Source organism: Nguyenibacter sp. L1 (assembly GCF_035199985.1).
GTDB classification, from domain to species: domain Bacteria; phylum Pseudomonadota; class Alphaproteobacteria; order Acetobacterales; family Acetobacteraceae; genus Gluconacetobacter; species Gluconacetobacter vanlangensis.
Genome location: NZ_CP127015.1, coordinates 3,089,397 through 3,109,237, shown reverse-complemented (window position 1 = coordinate 3,109,237; position 19,841 = coordinate 3,089,397). Strand labels below are relative to the sequence as shown.

General features: G+C 69.1%; 24 protein-coding genes. 10 read left to right on the top strand and 14 right to left on the bottom strand.

Features of this window, described 5'->3' with window-relative positions:
- Positions 1 to 160: 160 nt before the first annotated feature.
- Complete coding sequence (locus QN315_RS13940; RefSeq protein ID WP_323989879.1) at positions 161 to 877, bottom strand: glutathione S-transferase N-terminal domain-containing protein; 717 nt, start codon at positions 875 to 877, stop codon at positions 161 to 163.
- A 147-nt stretch (positions 878 to 1,024) separates the two neighbouring features.
- Here QN315_RS13940 and QN315_RS13935 point away from each other — a divergent pair, with 147 nt between their 5' ends.
- The gene (locus QN315_RS13935; protein WP_323989878.1) at positions 1,025 to 1,642 is read left to right on the top strand and encodes a TetR/AcrR family transcriptional regulator; all 618 of its coding nucleotides are present in this window, start codon (positions 1,025 to 1,027) and stop codon (positions 1,640 to 1,642) included.
- Between the two features lie 45 nt (positions 1,643 to 1,687).
- On the opposite strand, the gene QN315_RS13930 is transcribed toward QN315_RS13935, so the two are convergent.
- The gene (locus QN315_RS13930; protein ID WP_323989877.1) at positions 1,688 to 3,010 is read right to left on the bottom strand and encodes an FAD/NAD(P)-binding protein; all 1,323 of its coding nucleotides are present in this window, start codon (positions 3,008 to 3,010) and stop codon (positions 1,688 to 1,690) included.
- 203 nt (positions 3,011 to 3,213) lie between these two features.
- The gene (locus QN315_RS13925; RefSeq protein WP_323989876.1) at positions 3,214 to 4,047 is read right to left on the bottom strand and encodes a helix-turn-helix transcriptional regulator; all 834 of its coding nucleotides are present in this window, start codon (positions 4,045 to 4,047) and stop codon (positions 3,214 to 3,216) included.
- Positions 4,048 to 4,141: 94 nt separating this feature from the next.
- On the opposite strand from QN315_RS13925, the gene QN315_RS13920 reads away from it, so the two are divergent.
- On the top strand, positions 4,142 to 5,032 hold the full coding sequence (locus tag QN315_RS13920; RefSeq protein ID WP_323989874.1) for an SDR family oxidoreductase: 891 nt from the start codon (positions 4,142 to 4,144) through the stop codon (positions 5,030 to 5,032).
- Between the two features lie 315 nt (positions 5,033 to 5,347).
- On the opposite strand, the gene QN315_RS13915 is transcribed toward QN315_RS13920, so the two are convergent.
- The 7 genes from QN315_RS13915 to QN315_RS13885 form a co-directional block, all read right to left on the bottom strand.
- Positions 5,348 to 5,998: a hypothetical protein gene (locus tag QN315_RS13915; RefSeq protein WP_323989873.1), complete on the bottom strand. Its 651-nt coding sequence runs from the start codon at positions 5,996 to 5,998 to the stop codon at positions 5,348 to 5,350.
- A 53-nt stretch (positions 5,999 to 6,051) separates the two neighbouring features.
- Positions 6,052 to 6,405 carry a hypothetical protein gene (locus QN315_RS13910; protein WP_323989872.1) on the bottom strand — a complete coding sequence of 118 codons (354 nt, stop codon included), beginning with the start codon at positions 6,403 to 6,405 and terminating at the stop codon, positions 6,052 to 6,054.
- A 47-nt stretch (positions 6,406 to 6,452) separates the two neighbouring features.
- Positions 6,453 to 6,803 (bottom strand): EF-hand domain-containing protein, encoded by a 351-nt coding sequence (locus tag QN315_RS13905; protein ID WP_323989871.1) that lies wholly within the window; start codon positions 6,801 to 6,803, stop codon positions 6,453 to 6,455.
- 81 nt (positions 6,804 to 6,884) lie between these two features.
- Positions 6,885 to 7,298: a glycine zipper family protein gene (locus QN315_RS13900; RefSeq protein WP_323989870.1), complete on the bottom strand. Its 414-nt coding sequence runs from the start codon at positions 7,296 to 7,298 to the stop codon at positions 6,885 to 6,887.
- A 189-nt stretch (positions 7,299 to 7,487) separates the two neighbouring features.
- Positions 7,488 to 7,991 carry a periplasmic heavy metal sensor gene (locus QN315_RS13895; protein WP_323989868.1) on the bottom strand — a complete coding sequence of 168 codons (504 nt, stop codon included), beginning with the start codon at positions 7,989 to 7,991 and terminating at the stop codon, positions 7,488 to 7,490.
- Entirely contained in the window at positions 7,988 to 8,491 is a 504-nt protein-coding gene (locus QN315_RS13890) for a hypothetical protein (protein WP_323989867.1), read from the bottom strand. The genes QN315_RS13895 and QN315_RS13890 overlap by 4 nt, the downstream gene beginning before the upstream one ends.
- A gap of 6 nt (positions 8,492 to 8,497) precedes the next feature.
- A complete protein-coding gene (locus tag QN315_RS13885; protein ID WP_323989865.1) occupies positions 8,498 to 9,088 on the bottom strand; it encodes a sigma-70 family RNA polymerase sigma factor in 591 nt (196 codons plus the stop codon).
- A 247-nt stretch (positions 9,089 to 9,335) separates the two neighbouring features.
- Between QN315_RS13885 and QN315_RS13880 the strand changes: the two genes are divergently transcribed.
- Entirely contained in the window at positions 9,336 to 10,031 is a 696-nt protein-coding gene (locus tag QN315_RS13880) for a DUF4410 domain-containing protein (protein ID WP_323989863.1), read from the top strand.
- 262 nt (positions 10,032 to 10,293) lie between these two features.
- On the opposite strand, the gene QN315_RS13875 is transcribed toward QN315_RS13880, so the two are convergent.
- From QN315_RS13875 to QN315_RS13865, 3 genes are all read right to left on the bottom strand, one after another.
- Positions 10,294 to 10,740, bottom strand: a complete 447-nt coding sequence (locus QN315_RS13875) for a type II toxin-antitoxin system VapC family toxin (protein ID WP_323989862.1) — start codon at positions 10,738 to 10,740, stop codon at positions 10,294 to 10,296.
- Positions 10,737 to 10,982: a type II toxin-antitoxin system Phd/YefM family antitoxin gene (locus QN315_RS13870; RefSeq protein WP_176641420.1), complete on the bottom strand. Its 246-nt coding sequence runs from the start codon at positions 10,980 to 10,982 to the stop codon at positions 10,737 to 10,739. Before QN315_RS13870 ends, QN315_RS13875 begins: the two co-directional genes overlap by 4 nt.
- A 294-nt stretch (positions 10,983 to 11,276) precedes the next feature.
- A complete protein-coding gene (locus QN315_RS13865) occupies positions 11,277 to 12,731 on the bottom strand; it encodes an MFS transporter (RefSeq protein WP_323989861.1) in 1,455 nt (484 codons plus the stop codon).
- Between the two features lie 182 nt (positions 12,732 to 12,913).
- On the opposite strand from QN315_RS13865, the gene QN315_RS13860 reads away from it, so the two are divergent.
- The 3 genes from QN315_RS13860 to sigJ all read left to right on the top strand — a co-directional run bounded on the left by QN315_RS13860 (position 12,914) and on the right by sigJ (position 15,071).
- Complete coding sequence (locus QN315_RS13860) at positions 12,914 to 13,582, top strand: helix-turn-helix transcriptional regulator (protein ID WP_408904524.1); 669 nt, start codon at positions 12,914 to 12,916, stop codon at positions 13,580 to 13,582.
- A gap of 98 nt (positions 13,583 to 13,680) precedes the next feature.
- A complete protein-coding gene (locus QN315_RS13855) occupies positions 13,681 to 14,133 on the top strand; it encodes a carboxymuconolactone decarboxylase family protein (RefSeq protein WP_323989859.1) in 453 nt (150 codons plus the stop codon).
- Positions 14,130 to 15,071 (top strand): RNA polymerase sigma factor SigJ, encoded by a 942-nt coding sequence (sigJ, locus tag QN315_RS13850; RefSeq protein WP_408904639.1) that lies wholly within the window; start codon positions 14,130 to 14,132, stop codon positions 15,069 to 15,071. Before QN315_RS13855 ends, sigJ begins: the two co-directional genes overlap by 4 nt.
- Here sigJ and QN315_RS13845 read toward each other — a convergent pair.
- Positions 15,061 to 15,867, bottom strand: coding sequence for a helix-turn-helix transcriptional regulator (locus QN315_RS13845; protein WP_323989856.1), 807 nt, complete (start codon positions 15,865 to 15,867; stop codon positions 15,061 to 15,063). The two genes, sigJ and QN315_RS13845, sit on opposite strands and share 11 nt — an antisense overlap.
- 109 nt (positions 15,868 to 15,976) lie before the next feature.
- Here QN315_RS13845 and QN315_RS13840 point away from each other — a divergent pair, with 109 nt between their 5' ends.
- From QN315_RS13840 to QN315_RS13825, 4 genes are all read left to right on the top strand, one after another.
- A complete protein-coding gene (locus tag QN315_RS13840; RefSeq protein WP_323989854.1) occupies positions 15,977 to 16,747 on the top strand; it encodes a class I SAM-dependent methyltransferase in 771 nt (256 codons plus the stop codon).
- Between the two features lie 129 nt (positions 16,748 to 16,876).
- Entirely contained in the window at positions 16,877 to 17,578 is a 702-nt protein-coding gene (locus tag QN315_RS13835; RefSeq protein WP_323989852.1) for an HAD-IA family hydrolase, read from the top strand.
- 145 nt (positions 17,579 to 17,723) lie between these two features.
- Entirely contained in the window at positions 17,724 to 18,407 is a 684-nt protein-coding gene (locus QN315_RS13830) for a response regulator transcription factor (protein WP_323989850.1), read from the top strand.
- Positions 18,397 to 19,809: a HAMP domain-containing sensor histidine kinase gene (locus QN315_RS13825; protein WP_323989849.1), complete on the top strand. Its 1,413-nt coding sequence runs from the start codon at positions 18,397 to 18,399 to the stop codon at positions 19,807 to 19,809. Before QN315_RS13830 ends, QN315_RS13825 begins: the two co-directional genes overlap by 11 nt.
- Positions 19,810 to 19,841 lie beyond the last annotated feature (32 nt).

Here is a 19,841-nt window from a genome sequence, read left to right as displayed (position 1 = left end):
GCGACGGACCGCGACAACGCGGCAGCCCGTCCGGCGTTCGGGTTGCCGCCTTCAGGTCCCCGCCTCCTTCGATTGCGGCGCCCTCTGCCCGAACGGCACCGCCCTGCCCGCCTCACTCACCGCGGGACGCACCGCCGGCGACTGATCACCGTCCCCTCCGTCACGCACCCGCCGGATCATCTACAGGATAATTCGAAGGAAACAGCGCGCGCCGTGCCGCCTCGTCGATTTCCGTCTTGAAATCATGCCCCTGCCCCACCTGCCGCGCCCGCGCCGCCGCCGGCCGGGCATCGACGGTCAGGAACCACCGCCGCAGATTGGGAAAGGGCGCCAGCGGATCGTCCTGCACCGCCAGCACCCGCGACGCCATGCGGATCCAGCCCCAGGCCGCCATGTCCACGATCGTATAGCCGCCCCCCACCAGATGGTCGCGCCCGGCCAGATGCAGGTCCAGCACGCGGTAATGCCGCGCGATCTCCCGGCGATAGCGATTGACCGCGTACTCCAGCCTGTCCGGCGCGTGATGCTGGAAATGCACCGCCTGGCCGGAAAACGGCCCGACCCCCGTCGCGATGAAGAACAGCCAGGACAGCAGATCCGGCCGATCCTCGGCATCCCCCAGGAACCGCCCGGTCTTTTCCGCCAGATAGAGCAGGATGGCATTGGAATCGAACACCCGCGCCGGCTTTCCGCCGGGACCATCCGTATCGACGATCGCCGGCACCTTGCCGTTGGGATTGATCGCCAGAAAGGCCGGATCGTGCTGCTCCCCCTTGCGGGTATCGACGGGCACCAGTTCGTATTCCAGGCCCGTCTCTTCCAGGAACAGGGCGATTTTGGCCGGATTGGGCGTGGGATGGAAATAAAACCGGATCATGGCATCTCCTTGCAGTCCATCGGGGCAGTCCACCAGGGCACTCCAACACCCGGCGAAGACCGGTCCCGCCGGAACCTTGCTGTTTTGTATCGATCGATCTAAAATCATTCAAGAAAGACAAAACCGGAACGGAGCGCATTGCCGCACATGGCCAGGCCGAGGGAATTTGACGAAGACGCGGCCCTCGCGGCCGCGATCGACTGCTTCTGGACCCGGGGGTACGAGGCAACGTCGGTGCGCGACCTGGCCGACAGCATGGGGATCACCGGCGCCAGCCTCTACAACGCCTTCGGCGACAAGCGCGCCTTGTTCCGCCGCGCGCTCCAGCATTATTCCGAACACGGCACCGTCCGCCGCTACATCGCCCAGGCGGACGGCCAGCCGCCGCGCCGGGCCATAATGGGACTTTTCCAGGCGATCATCGCGGAATCGCTGGCCGATCCCCGCCGCCGGGGCTGCCTGGTGGTCAACACGGCGCTCGAGATCGCGCCCCATGACCCCGAATGCCGCCAGGCGGTGACCGACCGGCTGGACCGGATCGAATCCTTCTTCCGCGATCGCGTGGCGGCCGGCCAGGCCGACGGCACGATCGCCCCCCCGCTGGCCCCGGACATCCTGGCCCGCCATCTGCTGGCGCTCGTGCTGGGCATCCGCGTCATGGCCCGCCTCCGCCCCGAACCCGCCGTGCTGGACGCCATGGCCGCCCCCGTCATCGCCCTGCTCGACGGGACCGCGGCAGGCCATGCCGGCGCGGCATCGGAATAGCGGCACCGGAACAAGAGCGCCCACGCCGGACGCCGTGGCCGGCGATCACGATGATGTCCGGACCAGCCGGGCCGCCAGTTCGGCGGCCTGCTGCCGGATTTCGGGAATCGCCGTCGTTTCGAACAGGGTGCCGGCCCGCATCGGCCCCATCGCGGACAGGACCGGCGAGCAATGCCCCGCCGCATCCCGTACGGCCCCGCCCGCCCCGGTCGCCAGCGTCACGCCCATTTCGCCGGGAACCGCCTGTCCGGTACGCAGCAACCCGCGCAGAATGGCGGACCCGACATGCCGGTAATCGGTCGCCGGCCCCGAACAATTGATGACGCGCGAGGCCGCGAGGATCTCCGTCCCCCGTGCGGTCCGCAGCGTCAGGACGCCGCCATCCCCGCCGGCCGCCAGGGCATGGACATGTCCCCTGCGGATCGCAAGCGTGCCACGCTGCATGTCATGCGCCACCCGTGCCGCGACCGACGGCGCCATACGGTGGCGCGCCACGCTCCAACGATGAAAGAGATGCCGCCGAAAGCGGATTTTCTCCGAGAGCGGCAGCCGGGCCCATAACAGGTTGCTGGTGCCGCGCAGGCTGTCGATCGCCGCGGGCCAGGCCACGCCGTCCCTCAATGCCGCATGCAACGCCCGAAGATAGGCGCGAGCCGCCGGCGCGGTCCCGGGCGGGATGGCCGCCTGCGCGCATGGCGCGCAAGGGATATGGCCAAGGCTCGGCAACCCATGGCGAGAGATCATGGTCACCGGCCCCCGATGCCCCTCCTCGCGCAACCGCAGCAGCATGTCCACCGCCGTCAGGCCGGTGCCGATCAGGACGACCGGCGCGTCCCGATCGGGCATAGGGGCATGGTCCGCCCACGGATCCCGATAATAGATCCGCCGCGCAACGGCATCGTCGCTGACATGCGGCAGGTCGACCGGCGGAAAATGCCCCAATGCCAGCACCACATGGTCCGCGCCCAGCACCGTTCCATCGGCCAGCACCAGGCGGGCGGCATCGCCCTCCACCGTCACCGCCGTCGCCATCGTCCTGCAATGCACGATGCCGGCCGCCTGCGCCAGCGAACGCAGATACCGCCCATATGCCATGCGCGGCGCGAACAGGCCGCCATCGGCCTCGGGATCATGGTCCCGCCGCAGCCAGTCCAGAAAATGGTCCGGCCGGTCGGGAAACGCGCTCATGTTCGCCGCGCGGACATTCAGCAGATGCCCCGGGCTGCGCGTCGAATAGGCAAGGCCGGGTCCGATTTCCGCGCGCGGCTCGACCACCACCACGCCAGGACGATCGGCCTGGCGCGCCAGATGGACCGCCAGCAGGGCGCCGCTCGCCCCACCCCCGACGATGACGATCGTCCTGGACATGGCGCGCCGCCGTCAGCCCCGGCCGCGCAGGCGGGGCCGCGCCGGACACAGGCCGTCAGACGTCATGAAACGCTCCTCCATCGGTTTCTCCCTTCCTCGCAGACCGACCGGCCGCACAGGAAGAGCAGACAGGGTAACGAATGATTGCGACGACGCACCCGGCGGCGCACCACGGACGAAAGCGCGGAACGATCCCGGCATCGTCAGCCGCGTTTCATCAGCGACCTGATCTTTTCGGCATCTTCCGGCGTCGCCGGGTTATAGACGACCAATGTGAGGTCCGGGCGCCCATCGACCGAAAAAACCGAATATTCGAAGGCGAACGGCCCAAGAAGCGGATGGCGGATATGCTTGACGATCTCGCCGGGCGCGGCACTGACGCCGTTGTCGCGCCACATCCTCCGGAATTCGGGACTGAGCCGGCAGAGTTCATCCACCAAAGGCGCGATCTCGTCCGCCGCCCCTCCGCGCGCCGCATCGACCCGGAATGCCCCGATCACGAAGCGCGCCACGCTGCCCCAATCGTGCTGCATCGCGCGGGCGCCCGGATCGAGGAAGAGGGTGCGCAGGATATTGCGCCGCGCCGGCGGCAGTGCGCCGTAATCCCCCAGCATGACGGTCGCCGCCTTGTTCCAGGCCACCACGTCCCATGTCGCGGTGCGGATGATTGCGGGGCTCGACTCCAGCGCATCGAGCACCCGCTGGAGGCGCGGCGTAACGCCGTCGCTCTTGCGATAGCGCGCCTCCGGCGGCCGCCCCAGCCCGAGCAGGAACAGATGCTCGCGCTCGACATCGGTCAGCATCAGCGCCCGGGCGATCCGGTCCAGCACATCCGCCGACGGCGTGCCGCCTCTCCCCTGTTCGAGCCATGTGTACCAGGTCGGGCTGATATTGGCCCGCTGGGCGACTTCCTCGCGGCGCAGGCCGGGGGTGCGCCGGCGGTCCGGCTGAAAGCCGAAGGCAGCCGGGTCGAGCTTCGCCCGACGGTCCCTCAAATACGTGCCGAGGCGCTTCTCGCCGGCCGGATGCAGGCTCATCCTGGTACTCTTTATAATATGATAACGTCACTACTTTACCAGCATAGGACACGGGATGAGATTTGTCCCCACCTGAAACGGGGAGATATTACCCATGCGTGTATTCGTTACCGGTGCCACCGGATTCATCGGCCTTCCCACGGTCAGGGAGCTGATCGCCGCCGGGCATGACGTCCTCGGCCTGGCCCGTTCCGAAGAAGGCGCCCACGCCCTCGCCGCCGCCGGCGCCGAGATCCAGCGCGGCACGCTCGAGGATCTCGACAGCCTGCGCACGGAGGCCGAAGCCTCGGACGCCGTCATTCACCTGGCGTTCGTCCATGACTGGTCGAATTTCGCGGCGAGTTGCGAAACGGATCGTCGCGCCATCGAGGCCCTGGGCGCCGCGCTCGCCGGCTCCGCCAGGCCCCTCATCGTCACGGGGGGATTGGCGGGACTGGCCGAGCCGGGTCGCGCTGCGACCGAATACGACCAGATCCCGCCGGATTTCCCATTCCCGCGCGTCTCCGAACAGACGGCGCTTGCGCTGCTCCCACGGGGCGTCCGCGCCTCGGTCATGCGCCTTCCCCAGGTTCATGACACGGCCAAGCAGGGCCTCATCACGCCCCTCATCGCGATATTTCGCGAGAAAGGCGCCTGCGCCTATGTCGGCGACGGCGCGAGTCACTGGCCGGCGGCGCATGTCGGCGATGTGGCCCGTCTTTACAGGCTGGCGATCGAGAAGGCCGAATCCGGCGCGATATATCACGCGGTGGCCGAGGAAGGCGTGACGATGCGCGATATCGTCCACGCCATCGGCCGGCGCCTCGACCTGCCGGTCCGGTCCATCGCGCCCGACGAGGCCCAGGCGTTTTTCGGACGGTTCGCCATGTTCGCGGCGCTCGACATGCGCGCCTCCAGCGTCCGCACGCGCGGGCGGCTGGAATGGGAACCGACCGGACCCGGGTTGATCGCCGACCTCGAGCAGCTTCAGGTCGCGCAGGACTGAACGGCCATGTAAAACCGCCTCTCCACGACCGGCTGATCTCCGAAATTCATGACGAGAATTCGTCTCATGAATTTTCGGAGGCGACATGCCGCGCGAACGGTCGGAATTCCGCCATCCCGAGACGGGCCCTTGCCCTATCGATCATTCACGATGATTCAGCCGCTGCTATTCAGCCGCTGCCTGCCGGAGCGGAAAGCCACCCATTGTCCCGGTAATATCCGACCATTCTTTTGACGATCGCCTTGACGGTCCGGTCGGCATTTTCGTGACCGTCGCCGGTGGCTTCGCGCGTGATCGTGCCCCCGCCATGGACGGCTAGAGCAGATCCCGTTCAAACGGACTCGTTTGAACGGGTGAAGATGCTCGATAAAATAACAACCTAGAGCATTTCCACTGAACCGGTGTTCGGTGGAAATGCTCTAGGCCGATCGGATTCCAGGCACTGACGGCCACACCGGGCATCGCGCCGCTATCCGCCCTGACCGTGAAGTCCAGCAGGGCGTCCAGCCGCATCCCGCGCATATCGACAAGCATGACATGCGCTTGCAGACGGCTCTTCCCGGCGCCGAAGCCGACCAGTGTCCTGCCCGAGAAATTCTTATGAGAATTTCTCGGATCAGCAGGCCACTCAAATATTGATTCGCGCGTCCAGGCATTGCCGGACTGCAATCTGGAGACGTCGACGACAAGGGCGAGTTCCCGGCCCGCTTCATGTGGCGGCGCCTCATCGCCCGAAGCTGGATGCGCGGCGATACGGGCTTTCCGCAGGCTTTGGACGAGTCCGGCCGCAAGCGCGCTCATGGTACTGTCCATCGCGCCCGCATTTGCCGATATCGGGACCACACGCGACGTGACGTCCACCGCGACAGGGGCGACCGGCCGGACATCCCGCGCCGTCGCCGGCCCATCGACATGAGCCCCCGCGCAGCCGGACAACACGATCAGGGCACCGCCCGCCGCCGTCATGCGTATCTGCGCCGCCCACGTCTCCCGCGATGAGGGGCGGCGTTCGGCCGAAATCATGGCACGGGATAGACATAGACCGGGGGACGCACCACCACCGGCGCGGGATAGATGACGGGACGCGGCACGACATAGGCGGGATAGGCGTAATAGGGCGGATAAGCATAGGGCGGGTGGCTCGCGGCCGCGCCCACGGCCGTACCCAGGGCCGCGCCCGCGGCGACACCGGCCGCCACGGCACCCACGCCCCAATGAGGGCGGTAGCAGCATGGTCCGGCGCTCCGCGTATGCACCGTCACGCCGCCGCGCGGCCCCCAATATGTTGCCGTCGCCGCCTGCGCCGACGCGACCGACAGCATGGTTGCAACGGCTGCGGCCGAGAGGCCGGACTTCGGAAAACGATCGAACATCGTGTTTGTCTCCAGAAGAAAGCGGACACGCGGCACGGCGTGCCCGCTCAGGATTGCGGATGCCAATCGGCGGGCGTGAGATAACCCTTGTGATCGTCATCCATTTGGAAAAAGCGTTCCTCCAGGCGGGCTTTCTGCTGGTCCGGATCCATCCGGCCGAACATCGCCGCACGCATCCCGCCCGACGCGGCGATCCGTGCGCGGGCGAAAGCCTCGAATTCGTCTCGCGAAATCCGTCCGTCCCGATTGGTGTCCGCCGCCCGGAAGCTCGCGAGACGCCTGTCCTGCTGCGGGTCCGGCGACTGCGCCCGCGCGGTTCCGGCCAAGGCGTTCATGGCCAACATGACCACGCCACAGATCGCGACGAATCCGCCCAGGTACGAAAGAGTCCGAAACATCGTCATCTGGTCCTCCGACGCTGTATCCGATCCGTGATACGGAGCCGCCGTGCCGATGCGACGGCGGTTCTCGTTTTTTATTCACGGCGCGGGGTAGAGGACCGCCGGCGGCGGATAGACGATCGCAGGCGGCGGCATGTAGGCCACGGGCGGCGGCGGCAATTGCTCGCCATTGCCGACCATGCATTGCGCATAAGCGCCGTCATAACGATGCTGGAAACTCTGCGCGGTCTGCCGCCCGCGCGCGGCGCCGAGCACGGAACCCAGCAGCAACCCGCTGCCGGCGCCGATCGCGGCGCCACGGCCCGCGTTCCCCGACGCGCTGCCCAGCAGCGCGCCGGACGCCGCGCCGATCCCCGTGCCGAGCGCCGCGCTGCGCAGCCCGCTGGACGCCTCCCCTTGGGATGGCGACAGGCCGGTCTGCGTCTGGGCATAGATCCGGCACTGCGCGTCGTGCTGCTGGAAGATCGCAAAGCTCTCGCCGGGGCGGGGCATGATCGTAAAGCTTGGCCCAGGCGGCAAGGAGGGCGCGCAACCCGACAAAAGCAGTCCGCATCCCAGCAAAGCGACAGGCAGCGGCGATTTTGTCCGGGAGCGGACACGCGAATGACGATGCGACATAAGGGAGAAATCCGTCGGTCTGGTGAATGCAGAAGGGCGGCCTGGCTGCAGGCCGCCCTTCTGCTACGGACCGACGGCGGACTTCCCCCTGGTCAGGAGCTGGAAAAAATCCGTTTTCCGATGCGGCGCGCTGTTGACGAGCGTACGGCGCCCCTCGGGTGACAGGCGCGATATGGCATCGACCAGCGCGTCGCTGAAATCGCCGACGAACCCGTTCCATGCGGCCTGCCACCGCGCCATCGCCGCCCGCGTCGCCGCCGCATCGAAATTGGGGGCGAGGAGCTGATTGTCGATGTCCGCCCGCGCGCGCGCCAGGTTTTCATGCGCTTGGACATAGCGTGGCGCGTCCTGCCGCAGGACCGAACGGAACGCCGCCGCATCCGCCGGCGACAGATGCTCGGTCGCGTTCTGCAGGAAGTTGGCCAGCGCCGTCGCCTGATGCGCGCCCTCGGTGCGGTGGCGCAGATATTGCCCGCCGACGACCGCCGCGAGGAACAGGTTCAGAAACACGGACCCGGCCAGGACCCATCGGCGGACGCGCCGCCCGTCATGCGGCATATTCGTCATACGCCGCCTCCCAGCGGGGCGACCAGCAGGGCGTTGAACAGGCCGACAGGGACGCCGCCGGCCTGCATCCAGCCCAGCCACAATCCGCCGGCCACCACCACGCCGCCGCCGAACATCATGGCCGTCCAGCGGACGGCCAGGACACCGCTCTCCGCCGCGACACCCCCCGGAAACAGGCCGGGCAAGCGCCACCCAAACCGCGCGCCCGGCCCGCGTTTCGGCGCCGCTTCCGCGGCAATCCGTCCCGCCACGCCGGCCCGCAGCCGCGTCACGGCAGCCTCGGGATCCTCATGAGCCGCCCGTTGGGCAAACAGGCTCGCCTCTTCCTCGAAAGCACGCGCGATAAGGTCATCCATGTCCCGTTGCGCCGCCAGGATCCCGCGCGCCGTCGCGGACATTTTCAGCAGGGCCTGCGCATCCTGCCGCTCGGATTCGGGCCAGCGCGCCAGCACGGCGCCGTAGGTTTCCGCCAGCACACTGAAACGTTCAGGATTCATCATGGTCGCTCATCCTTTGTTCAGGACGTTTCCGTCCGCGGTACCGCACGGCGCCAGCCGCGTGCGCAACAGCGCCCGCCCGCGCGCCAGCAGCCGCTCCACCGCCTTGGCGGAAAGGCCGAGACGCCGCGCGGCTTCCGCGCCCGACAGACCCTCGTCATAGACCAGGGACATGGCGGCGCGCTGGCGGACGGGAAGCGCGCGCAGCGCCTCGACAAGGGCGCGCCGCTCCTGCCGGGCCGCGAGCTGGCTGTCGGCGGCGGGGCTGTCGTCGATCATGTCGAAATCATCGGGCAGCGGGTCCATGCGTCTGCGGCGGCGCAGATCGATACTGAGGTTGACGATGACACGGTACAGCCAGGTCGTGAACTGCGCGCGCGCGCCATCGAAGTGCCGCACATGGGTCCAGGCGCGGACGAATGCGTCCTGGACAAGGTCTTCCGCCGTTTCGGCATGACCCGTGAAGCGAATCGCCGTCCGCAGCGCATAGGCGCCATGACGGGCGACGATCAGGTCGAAGGCATGGCGATCGCCGTCCCCCGACCATCGGAGCAGTTCATCGTCCGACGCCGTCGCATATCTCCGGCGTTCGTCCGACATCCCCTGCTTCCTTGCCTGTTGTCCGCGCCATGTCGACAATTCCGGAGACCGGCCATCGATCGCACGGAGGGCGCGCCATCCCGTCATGTGTCCCCGCCATATCATCCGTTCGGCCATGATACGCGGCGCGGGGCCCGATCCCCCTCGGACCCTATCGAACTCGCTCGGGCCCACACGGAAAGAAAAGGAAAATACGACGGAAGCACGGCGGGACGGGGGGCTGGCCGCATCGGATCGTAACAGGGGAATGAACCATCTCTCAGCCCCGCGCCGGCCCGGCCGATCGTCCCGTATGGGGATCGCGCCCCTTCTGGTCGCGCTTCCGCTCTGCGCCTGCGGCAGCGCCCATGTGCAGCATGTCCAGCCCGGCGCGGTCGTGCCGTTCGCCGCCCTGCCGCCGCCGCCGGTTCTGTTCGTCACGGTCTCGGGACCGGGGACCGGCAGCCAGGCCACGGCGACCCTGATGACGGCAACCCTGATGACAGCAACCCTGGCGGGCGACCTGGTCACCGAACTGCGCAGGGCGGGTGCTCCGGCGGCACTCCTGATGGCTGGAGACTCGGCGCCGGACATGCCCGTCCTGCACGTCGTCCTCACGCGCGCCGATCCCGGCGATGCGATGGAGCGGACCGTCATCGGGTTCGGCGCGGGACGCTCGAAACTCCTGGCGCATATCCGCCTCGACGATCCCCGCCGTGTCGACCGGCGGCCGGCAATCGCCTTCGACGTGCAGGCCGACAGCGGCCGCAAGCCCGGCCTGATCGTCCCGGCGGCCGTGACCCTCGGCACGGCGATGCCGATCCACATGGCGATCGGCGGAACGCTGGACCTGCTGCTCGGGCGGCGCCATGGCCTCGACGCCGACATGGCGGACGCCGCCAAGGCCATCACCCGGGAGGTCCGGGCCAGCTACGCGGCCGAGGGCTGGAGCCTGCCCGCGTGAGGCTGCCGCGTTCCCTGCGGAGCCAGATGGCGCTCATCCTCGGATCGAGCGGCGTGGCGACGCTGGTGATGCAGCCATCTCAGCCTGCCCGCGCGCGTGTTGGCCGGACACGGGCCGACCTTCGACGTCCCGGTGCCTGGCTTCTGTCATCCATCGGTCCGCTCCTCTCCTTTCGGAAAGAACAAACCGCAGAGATCTCAGGAAAGTGCAGGCGTATGCAAGAATATTCGCGGATGAAGAAGCATAGAGATTTATCGCACGATCACTTTTTCGTTCGTGCCGGTCTGCGTCCCTCCCACGGGTCGATGATCGGCACGTCGATCCCGCGCATATCGCTTCCATTGCGCGTCACCAGCGTCAACCCATGCACCAACGCCGTCGCGGCGATCAGGGTGTGGATCACCGGTCGGCTCCGGTCGGCGGACAGGTCACCCCACCGCCGTGACACCGCCGCGTCGATCGGCACGATGCGATCGGCGAAGGACTGCTCCATCCCATCCACCCAGGCCGCCAGCGACCGGGCAGCGTCAGGATCAGTGCGGCGCTTGATCGCGATGCCCTTGCGCAATTCGCCGATCGTCAGAACACTGATGAACAGGCTGTCCGCGTCCACCGCGTCGAGGAAAGCCATAACCTTCGGATCGGCCTGCTTCCGGCGCGTCTCGGACAGGACATTGGTGTCGAGCAGATAGCGCAGGCCACCGCTCAAATGACGATCTCGCGTCCCGTATCGCGTTCCCGAGGCACGTCGAAATCATCCATCTTCGGACCGCCGAGCAGCCACGCCTTGAAGTCCACGCGATGCGCCGTGAGAGCGCGGTAATCCTCGACGGACAGGATAACTGCCTTTTCCGCGCCATGGCGCGTGATCGTCTGCGGCCCTTCCCGGCGCGCCTGTTCGATGATCTCGCTCAGATGGGTCTTCGCTTCCTGAACCTGCCAAATCGCCATGTCACAGACTCCAACCAGAACGACCACAATATATCAGGGTTTAAGCATGCTTCGAAGTGAGTTCCGACCTCAAGTGAATTGGCCTCAAGTGAATTGGCCTCGGCCTCTCGCTCGTCGCCGATATCGTGCGCCGGCATGGCGGTACGCTGGATCTGCGCGACGCCCAGCCCAGCGGATTGCGGGTCATCATCCATCTGCCGATAAAAGGACCCTCGGCGACGTCATGGCGATGACGCCGCACCGAGGCACAAGCGCCGAGAGCGAGGCCTCTCGCCCCCCATCGCCATGCCCCTTTTACCCCTCCGGCACCGCCGTCTCTCTCCCCGTCGGGACATTCCGCGCCCGCCCGCGCCGGACGATCCGCACCGCCGTCACCAGGCCCAGCGCCGGCGCGGCCGCGAAGACGGCGAACAGCCAGAACGCGGCCGCCGCCGTGCCCGCCACCCCGCCCGGCACGCTCAACCCGGCCAGATTGGCCACCATCCCCGCCAGCGCCGCCGCCAGGGCGGTGGCGAACAGTTGCAGGCTGGTCAGCGATGACGCCGCCAGGTCGCGCTGATGGGCCGGCGTCGCCCGCAATGCGCGGGTCAGCAGGTGCGGCCAGGCCAGCCCGCCCCCGAACCCCACCGACATCAGCGCCAGGCAGATCGGCAGCAGCACGTCCCGCCCTCCGGCCGAGGGCGCGGGCACCAGAATCGCCAGCGCCGCCATCCCCGCCAGCCCCAGCAACGGCGCGGCGATCAGCGCGCGGGACGTCGCCGGCCCGCGCATGCCGGCACTGGCGACCGATCCGACCGACCAGGCCCCCGACATCAGCGCCGCCAGATACCCCGCGACCAGCGGCGATCGTCCCTGCAATCTCTGCAGAAACAGCGGGGCGAAGATCTCGCTGGTGGTCACCGTCACCGCCAGCAGCGACATCATCGCATACAGCGCGTTCAATTTCGTCCCCGGCCGCAGCGCCCCCGTGGGAAACAGGCGCGGCCCGCCGCCCTCTCCCGCCTCCAGCCGCACCAGCCACGCGGCCAGCAGCCCGAACCCCGCCAGCCCCGCCAGGTTCCAGCCCGGCCGGCTGCCGACGCTGCCCGCCGACACCGCCATCACCATGGTGGTCAGCAGCAGGATCCGCCGCCAGGCCAGCGGCGACGGCGCCGGCACGCGGGCATCGCGCGGCAGCACGGACGCCGCCAGCCCCACGAACAGCCCGGTCACCGGCACCAGCGACCAGAACGCCGCCCGCCACGCCCCCCATTCGGCGAACAGGCCGCCGACCGCCGGGCCGACCAGGGTCGCCGCCCCCCACATCGCCGAAACCAGCCCCATGGCCCGCGGCCACAGCGCCTCGGCGAAGACCAGGCGAATCATCGCATAGGACAGCGCCAGCAGAACGCCGCCGCCCAGCCCCTGCGCGCAGCGCCCCGCCAGCAGCACCGGCATCGCGGGCGCCAGGCCGCACGCCAGCGATCCGGCCGCGAACAGCGCGGCGGCGAACCCGTACGCGCCCCGCACGCCCGCCCGCCCCAGCAGCCCACCCGACAGCGACGCCCCCAGGATCGACGCCGCGACGAACAGGGTCGTGCTCCAGGCGTAATAATCCAGGCCGCCGATATCCCGCACCACCGAAGGCAGGATGGTCGTGGCGATATAAAGATTGACCGCATGCAGCGCCACGCCGCCGGCCAGCACCAGGGTCCGCGGCGCATTGCCGCCGGAAAACAGCGCGCCCCAGCGGGCAGGCGCGGCGCTCATCGCCCGGCCGCCCGCCACCCGGAACGAAGGGGATGGCGGCGAAGGGGCAGACAAGAAAACATGGCGGCGTCCATCGCCCGAACTCCCCTGCGGCCGGCCATCCCGGCCACAACCCGCTTGCAACCGCGACCGACCCTGCTATTTTCAAAGCATATACTTTGTTTATTAGGCTCCCAATCACCATGTCAAGCCACCCGCCGGACGCCGCGGCACCCGCCCGCCCCGCCACCGAACGGCTCCTGATGCTGCTGAAGATGCGCGGCCCGCTGACGGCGGCCGAACTCGGCCAGGCCATCGGCACGACCGGCGAGAACGCGCGCCAGCATCTGGCACGGCTGAAACAGGACGGGCTGGTCGAAACCCGCACCGAACCGCGCGGCGTGGGGCGCCCCGCGCAGACCTGGCACCTGACCGACGCCGCCCGGCGACATTTCCCCGACACCCATGCCGAACTGACGGCCGGTCTGCTGCGCCTCCTGCGCGACATGGGCGGGCCCGACCTGCTGAACCGCCTGATCGCGGCGCGGGAGGCCGAAACCCGCGCCGCCTATCGCCGCGAACTGGACGGCATTCACGGCCTCGCCGCGCGCATCGCCGCCCTGGCGGCCATCCGCTCGCGCGAGGGCTACATGGCCGAATGGCACGCCGAGGCCGGGGGGCATTTCCTGCTGATCGAAAATCACTGCCCGATCTGCGCCGCCGCCACGGCCTGCGCCGGCTTCTGCCGGGCAGAGCGCGACATCTTCCAGGACGTGCTGGGCCCCACGGTCGTCGTCGAACGGCGCGACCACATCCCCTCCGGCGCCCGGCGCTGCGCCTACCGCATCCGCCCGGCCGGAGCCCCGACATAAAAAACACCATAAAAAAATCGACAAAAAGCAGGGCCGCCGTCACATCCGGCCGCGCTGTCCCGTCTTGATCCCGTCACCCATCAGCACGGGAGAGTCCCATGACCCAACGACTGGACTACGCCAAGGCCGCCCCCAGGACCATGGCCGCCCTGTTCGCCCTCGAACGCGCGGTCACCACCAGCGGGCTGGAACACAGCCTGATCGAACTGGTGAAGACCAGGGCGTCGCAGATCAATGGCTGCGCCTTCTGCATCGACATGCACACGCGCGACGCCCGCCGCGCCGGCGAGAGCGAGGCCCGCCTCTATCTGCTGCCCGCCTGGCGCGAGGCCCCGCATTACACGCCCCGCGAACGCGCGGCCCTGGCCTGGACCGAAACCCTGACCCGCATCGCCACCGACGGCGCGCCGGATGCGGTGTATCTGGCTCTGAACCCCCATTTCACCGACGCGGAAAAGGTCGATCTCACCCTGCTGATCTGCACCATCAACAGTTGGAACCGCATCGCGATCGGCTTCGCCGTCGCCCCGCCGCCGGAGACCGCCTCCTGACCGCCCCCGATCCTGCCCCCGATCCTGACGGCCTCGGCCCCTTTCTGGCCCACCGCGCCGAAATGATCGGCCTGGCCTATCGCATGACCGGTTCCCTGGCCCAGGCCGAGGACGTGGCGCAGGATGCGTTCCTGCGCTGGCGGGCGGCCGACCGGGCGGCGGTACGCGACGCCCGCTCCGTCCTGCTGACCATCGCCGCCCGTCTGTGCCTCGACCAGTTGCGCTCGGCCCGGGCGCGGCGCGAACATTATGTCGGCGTCTGGCTGCCCGAACCCGTGATCGACGACGACGCCGCACCGCAGGAAGCCGCCCTGGCGCGGCGGCAGGATCTCTCGGTCGCCATCCTGCTGGCGCTGCAGCGCCTCTCGCCGGTCGAACGCGCGATCGTCATCCTGCATGACGTGTTCGACCTGCCCTTCGCCGAAATCGCCCCGATGGTGGGCCGCAGCGCCACGGCCTGCCGCAAGGCCGCCGGCCGCGCACGCGCGCGCCTGCTCGACACCCCCATGCTCGACACCACCACGCCCGACACCGCCGAGCTCGACACCGCCGGCGCCGCCCGATTGACCGACGCCTTCTACAGGGCGGTACAGCAGGGCGATGTCGACACGCTGCGCACGCTGCTGGCCGAGGACGCCGTGGCCTATACCGATGGTGGCGGCCTGCGTCCGGCCGCCCTCAATCCCATCCGGGGCCGGGCGAAGCTGCTGCGCCTGTTCGCCGGCCTGGCCGCCCGGAAACCGGGACCGGCGAAGCTGCTCTATCGCGGGCTGGTCAACGCCCTGCCGGGCTACGTGACGCAAGAGGCCGACGGGCTGCCCCAGAGCACGGCACTGGAGTGGCGCAACGAGGGGCGCGGCAGCCGGATCGCAACGATCTATATCGTCCGCAATCCGCAAAAACTGGGCCATCTCGCCGCCATGACCCCTATTCCGTGACGGGGGTCAGGATCACCAGCTTATGGTCCGGATGGCCGGCCGGAACCAGCGTCGCCTGGGCATAGGACACGGTCCCGTCCAGCGGATGATGGAAACGCCGCCGCCCACCGGCCCGCGGCAGCACCGCATGGCCGCGCCACAGCCGGGCGAAATCCGGGCTTTCGGCATGCAGCCGGTCCAGCATCGCCACGATCGACGCATCCTCCGACAGCCGCGCCGTCTCGGCCCGGAATTCGGCCAGGATGCGCCGGGCGCTCTCCTCCCAGTCATCCAGGAAACCCCGCGCCCCCGGGTCCAGAAACACATAGCGCAGCAGGTTCGGCTCCGCCCCGCCGATCCAGGCCGCGAACAGCCGCCGCGCCGCGTCGTTCGCGGCCCTGACCGACCAGGACCGGTCCAGCAGATAGGCCGGCACCAGGACCAGTCCGGGCAAGGCCAGCAATTCGGGCGGCACGCACGGCGCGGCGCCGGCATCGGGCGGGCGCGGATCGGTCTGCCGCGCCAGTTCGAACAGATAGGCCCGCTCGGCCCGCGACAGGCGCAGCGCCTCGGCCAGCCGCGCCAGGGTCGCCGCCGAACAGGCGACCGGCCGCCCCTGCTCCAGCCAGGTGTACCACGTCGTACTGATCCCGCAGAGCTGCGCCGCCTCCTCGCGCCGCAACCCTGGCGTGCGGCGACGGCCCGGCATCGGATACATCCCCGCGTCGGCGGGCGACAGGGCCTCGCGCCGCGCACGCAAAAACGCCCCCAGCGCCCGGCGCGGATCGGATGGCGGCATTGCGGCACGAAGCGTCATGGTGGTTTTCATACCCGTATAAATTCGAATCTTATACCCGATTATGCGCCATACCATCCTGCCTGCGCCGCCGGACAGTCGATCCGGGCACAACCATGCAGGAGCCCCCATGACCGAGACGCACCAGGATTTCACCGCCGAACGATACGGTCCCCGCGCCGCAGAATACGTGGCCAGCACGGTCCATGCCGATGGCGCCGACCTGGACCAGATCGAACGATCCGTCGCCGGCCGGGGGCTGGAAACCGTGCTGGACCTGGGCTGCGGCGGCGGCCATGTCAGCTACCGCGCCGCCCCCCATGTCGGCCAGGTCACGGCCTGCGACATCACGCCGGACATGCTGGACGCCGTGGCGCGCACCGCCGCCGCGCGGGGCCTGGCCAACATCGTCACGCGGCAGGCGGCGGCCGAATCCCTGCCCTTCGCCGACGCCCGGTTCGACGCCGTGCTGTGCCGTTTTTCCACCCATCACTGGCGCGACATGGAATCCGGACTGCGCCAGGCCCGCCGGGTGCTGAAACCCGGCGGCTTCGCCATCTTCGCCGACGTCGTCGCCCCCGCCGATCCGCTGTGCGACAGTTGGTTGCAGACCCTGGAACTGCTGCGCGACATCACGCATGTGCGGGACTACGCCGTCACCGAATGGGTGGCCGCCTGCGGCCGCGCCGGCTTTGCCGTGCAGGCCGTCACCCCGCGCCGGCTGCGCATGGACTTCGCCGACTGGGTTGCGCGCACCCGCACGCCCCAGGCGCGGATCACCGCCATCCGCGCCTTGCAACAGGACGCACCGGAAAGTGTACGCCGCCATTTCGCGATCGAGGTCGACGGCAGCTTCCTGCTGGATACCGCCAGTTTCGTACTCGCGCCCCACGCGGCCTGACCCGCGCCCAGGCCGGCGGCACGCCGCCGCCGGCCGCGCAGGGTAGCGGCGTGCCGCACCTGCGGCTAGTCTGCCCAGACCGCCCGGACATCGCGCACGACACGGCAAGACACGAAAAGGCACGACAGGATGCAGCACGAAACGCCCCTTCAGCCGCCCCTCTCGATGCCCCTCTGGCCGATGCAACGTGCCTACGCGGCCTTCCTGTTCGACATGGACGGCACGCTGCTCGACAGCATCGCCTCGGCCAACCGCGTCTGGAGCCGCTGGGCCGAAGGGCATGGATTGGTGCCGGATTCGGTGCTGAAGGTCCTGCACGGCGTCCGCGCGGTCGAAACGATCCGCCGGCTGAACCTGCCGGACATCGACCCCGAGCACGAGGCCGACCGCATCACCCAGGCCGAAATCGCGGATGCCGAGGGCACGATCGCCCTGCCGGGCGCCGACGCCTTCGTCCGCGCGCTGCCCACCGATCGCTGGGCGATCGTCACCTCGGCGCCCCGCGCACTGGCCACGGTCCGGCTGCGCGCCGCCGGCCTGCCGATTCCGCCCGTCTTCATCACTGCCGACGACGTCGCGCGGGGCAAGCCGGCCCCGGACTGCTTCCTGCTGGCCGCCGGCATCCTGGGCGTCGCCGCCGAGGACTGCCTGGTCTGGGAGGATTCGCCCGCCGGCATAGCGGCGGCCGAGGCCGCCGGCGCCGGGGTCGTGGTCCTGACCGCCACCCATCGCCACAGGATGGAAACCCGCCACCCCGCCATCGCGGATTATGTCCGTCTGGCCCACGGCCAGGACGAAACGGGCGCGCTGGGCCTGTTCATGCACCCATGACGTCCCGCTGATCGCCCGCGCCCCTCCCACGCCGGCGATGATGCCGGCAGCGCCCGATTCCCCTTGACGATGTCGCCGGTTTCCTGGCGTACGAGGTGCCGGCAGTCCGCCCATCGGCAAAGGGCGGCGCGGGGGGAAGGACGATTTGCGTATCCTGCTGATCGAGGATGATCCGGAATCCGCTGCCTTCATCGCCCAGGGGCTTGGCGGCGAAGGCCACGCGATCGACGTCGCCGCCGACGGCCATGCCGGCCTGAAACGCGCCGCCGAGGACTGGGACCTGCTGATCGTCGACCGCATGCTGCCGGGCCTCGACGGATTGTCGATCGTGCGCCGGCTGCGCGCCACCGGCCTCCAGGCCCCCGTCCTGTTCCTGACCACGATGGACGGCATCGATGACCGGGTGGCCGGATTGCGGGCCGGCGGCGACGATTACCTGGTCAAGCCCTTCGCACTGGTCGAACTGGCGGCCCGCGTCGGCGCGCTGGGCCGGCGCGCCGCCCGCAGCCCGCGCGAAACCGTGCTGCGGGTCGCCGACCTGGAAATCGACCTGCTGACCCGCACCGCCTCCCGCGCCGGCAAGGCGATCGACCTGCAGCCGCGCGAACTCAAGCTGCTCGAAATCCTGATGCGTCATGCCGGCCAGGTCCTGACGCGGGCGATGTTGATGGAACTGGTCTGGGATTTCCATTTCGACCCGCTGACCAACCTGGTCGAAAGCCATATCAGCCGCCTGCGCGGCAAGGTCGATCGCGGCCATGTCGAACTGATCCACACCGTCCGCGGCGCCGGATACTGCCTGCGCGCGCCCGATCCCGTTGCCGGTTAGCGCGCCGGCCGGATCGCGGCGCGGCTGGCGGCTGTGGCGCACGACCGTCTTCCGCCTCACCCTGGCCTACGCCGCGTTCTTCGCCCTGGCGGGGATGGCGCTGCTCGTCGTCATCCTGTGGTCGGCGACCGGCTTCATGACGCGGCAGGTCGATGCCTCGATCGCCGCCGAGATGGCCGAGGTGATGGCCGATGCCGCCGACCCGGCGCTCCACGGCGATCCGTACAAGACGGTCATCGACTCCCTGGCCCGCCGCTCGCCGGCATTCCAGTACCTTCTGCAATCGGCCGACGGCAAACCGCTGGCCGGCAACATGCGCGCGCTGCGCCCGGTGCCCGGGATCCGGCTGATGCTGCGCGACCATCGCCTGGGCCATGAAAATAATCCCGAACCGACCGTCCTCCACGGCCAGGGCCGCGTCCTGCCCGACGGACGCTTCCTGTTCGTCGGGCTGAACGTCTACTCGGTCGCCGAAATGCGCCAGTCCCTCGCCCGCGCCTTCCTGTGGTGCCTGGGGCCGATCCTCGCGCTGGGGCTCGTCTCCGGCTTTCTGCTCAGCATGAGCATGGCCCGCAAGGTCGAACGGATCAGCGTGGCCAGCCGCGCGATCATGGATGGCGACCTGTCGCAGCGCATCGCGCGCGGCGGCGGCGACGACGAATTCGACCATCTCGCTGACAGCCTCAACACCATGCTCGACCGCATCGCCACCCTGATGCTGAACCTGTCGCAGGTCACCAACGACATCGCCCACGATCTGCGCACGCCCCTGACCCGCCTGCGGCAGAAGCTGGAACTGGCCGAACGCGGCGACCTGACCCGCGACGCCCTGCGCGAGGCGCTGGCCGGCGCGGGGGGCGAGCTGGACCGCATCCTGTCCACCTTCTCCGCCCTGCTGCGCATCGCCCAGATCGAGGCCGGCAGCCGGCGCGCGGGCTTCACCGCGCTCGACCTGCGCCCGCTGCTGCAAACCCTGCACGAAGCCTACGCCCCCGTCGCCGAGGAAGGCGGCCAGACCATGACGTTCCAGCCCGGCCCCCTCCCCCTGCCGGTCCAGGGCGATCCCGAATTGCTGACCCAGCTCGTGGCCAACCTGATCGAAAACGCGATCACCCATGCCGGCCCCGGCGCGGCGCTCGCCCTCGATGCGGGGCGCACCGGCGAACGGGTCTACATCACCGTCAGCGACACCGGGCCGGGCATTCCCGCCGGCCTGCGGCAGAAGGTCCTGCAACGTTTCTTCCGGCTGGAATCCAGCCGCACGACGCCGGGCAACGGCCTGGGCCTCAGCCTGGTCGCCGCGATCGCCGGCCTGCACGATGCCGAACTCACGCTGGACGATAACCACCCCGGCCTGCGCTGCACCCTGACCTTCGCCGCGGCCGTCCGAAGCACTCTGTAAAAATCCCGAACACGTCGGCGTGAAACGGCAGC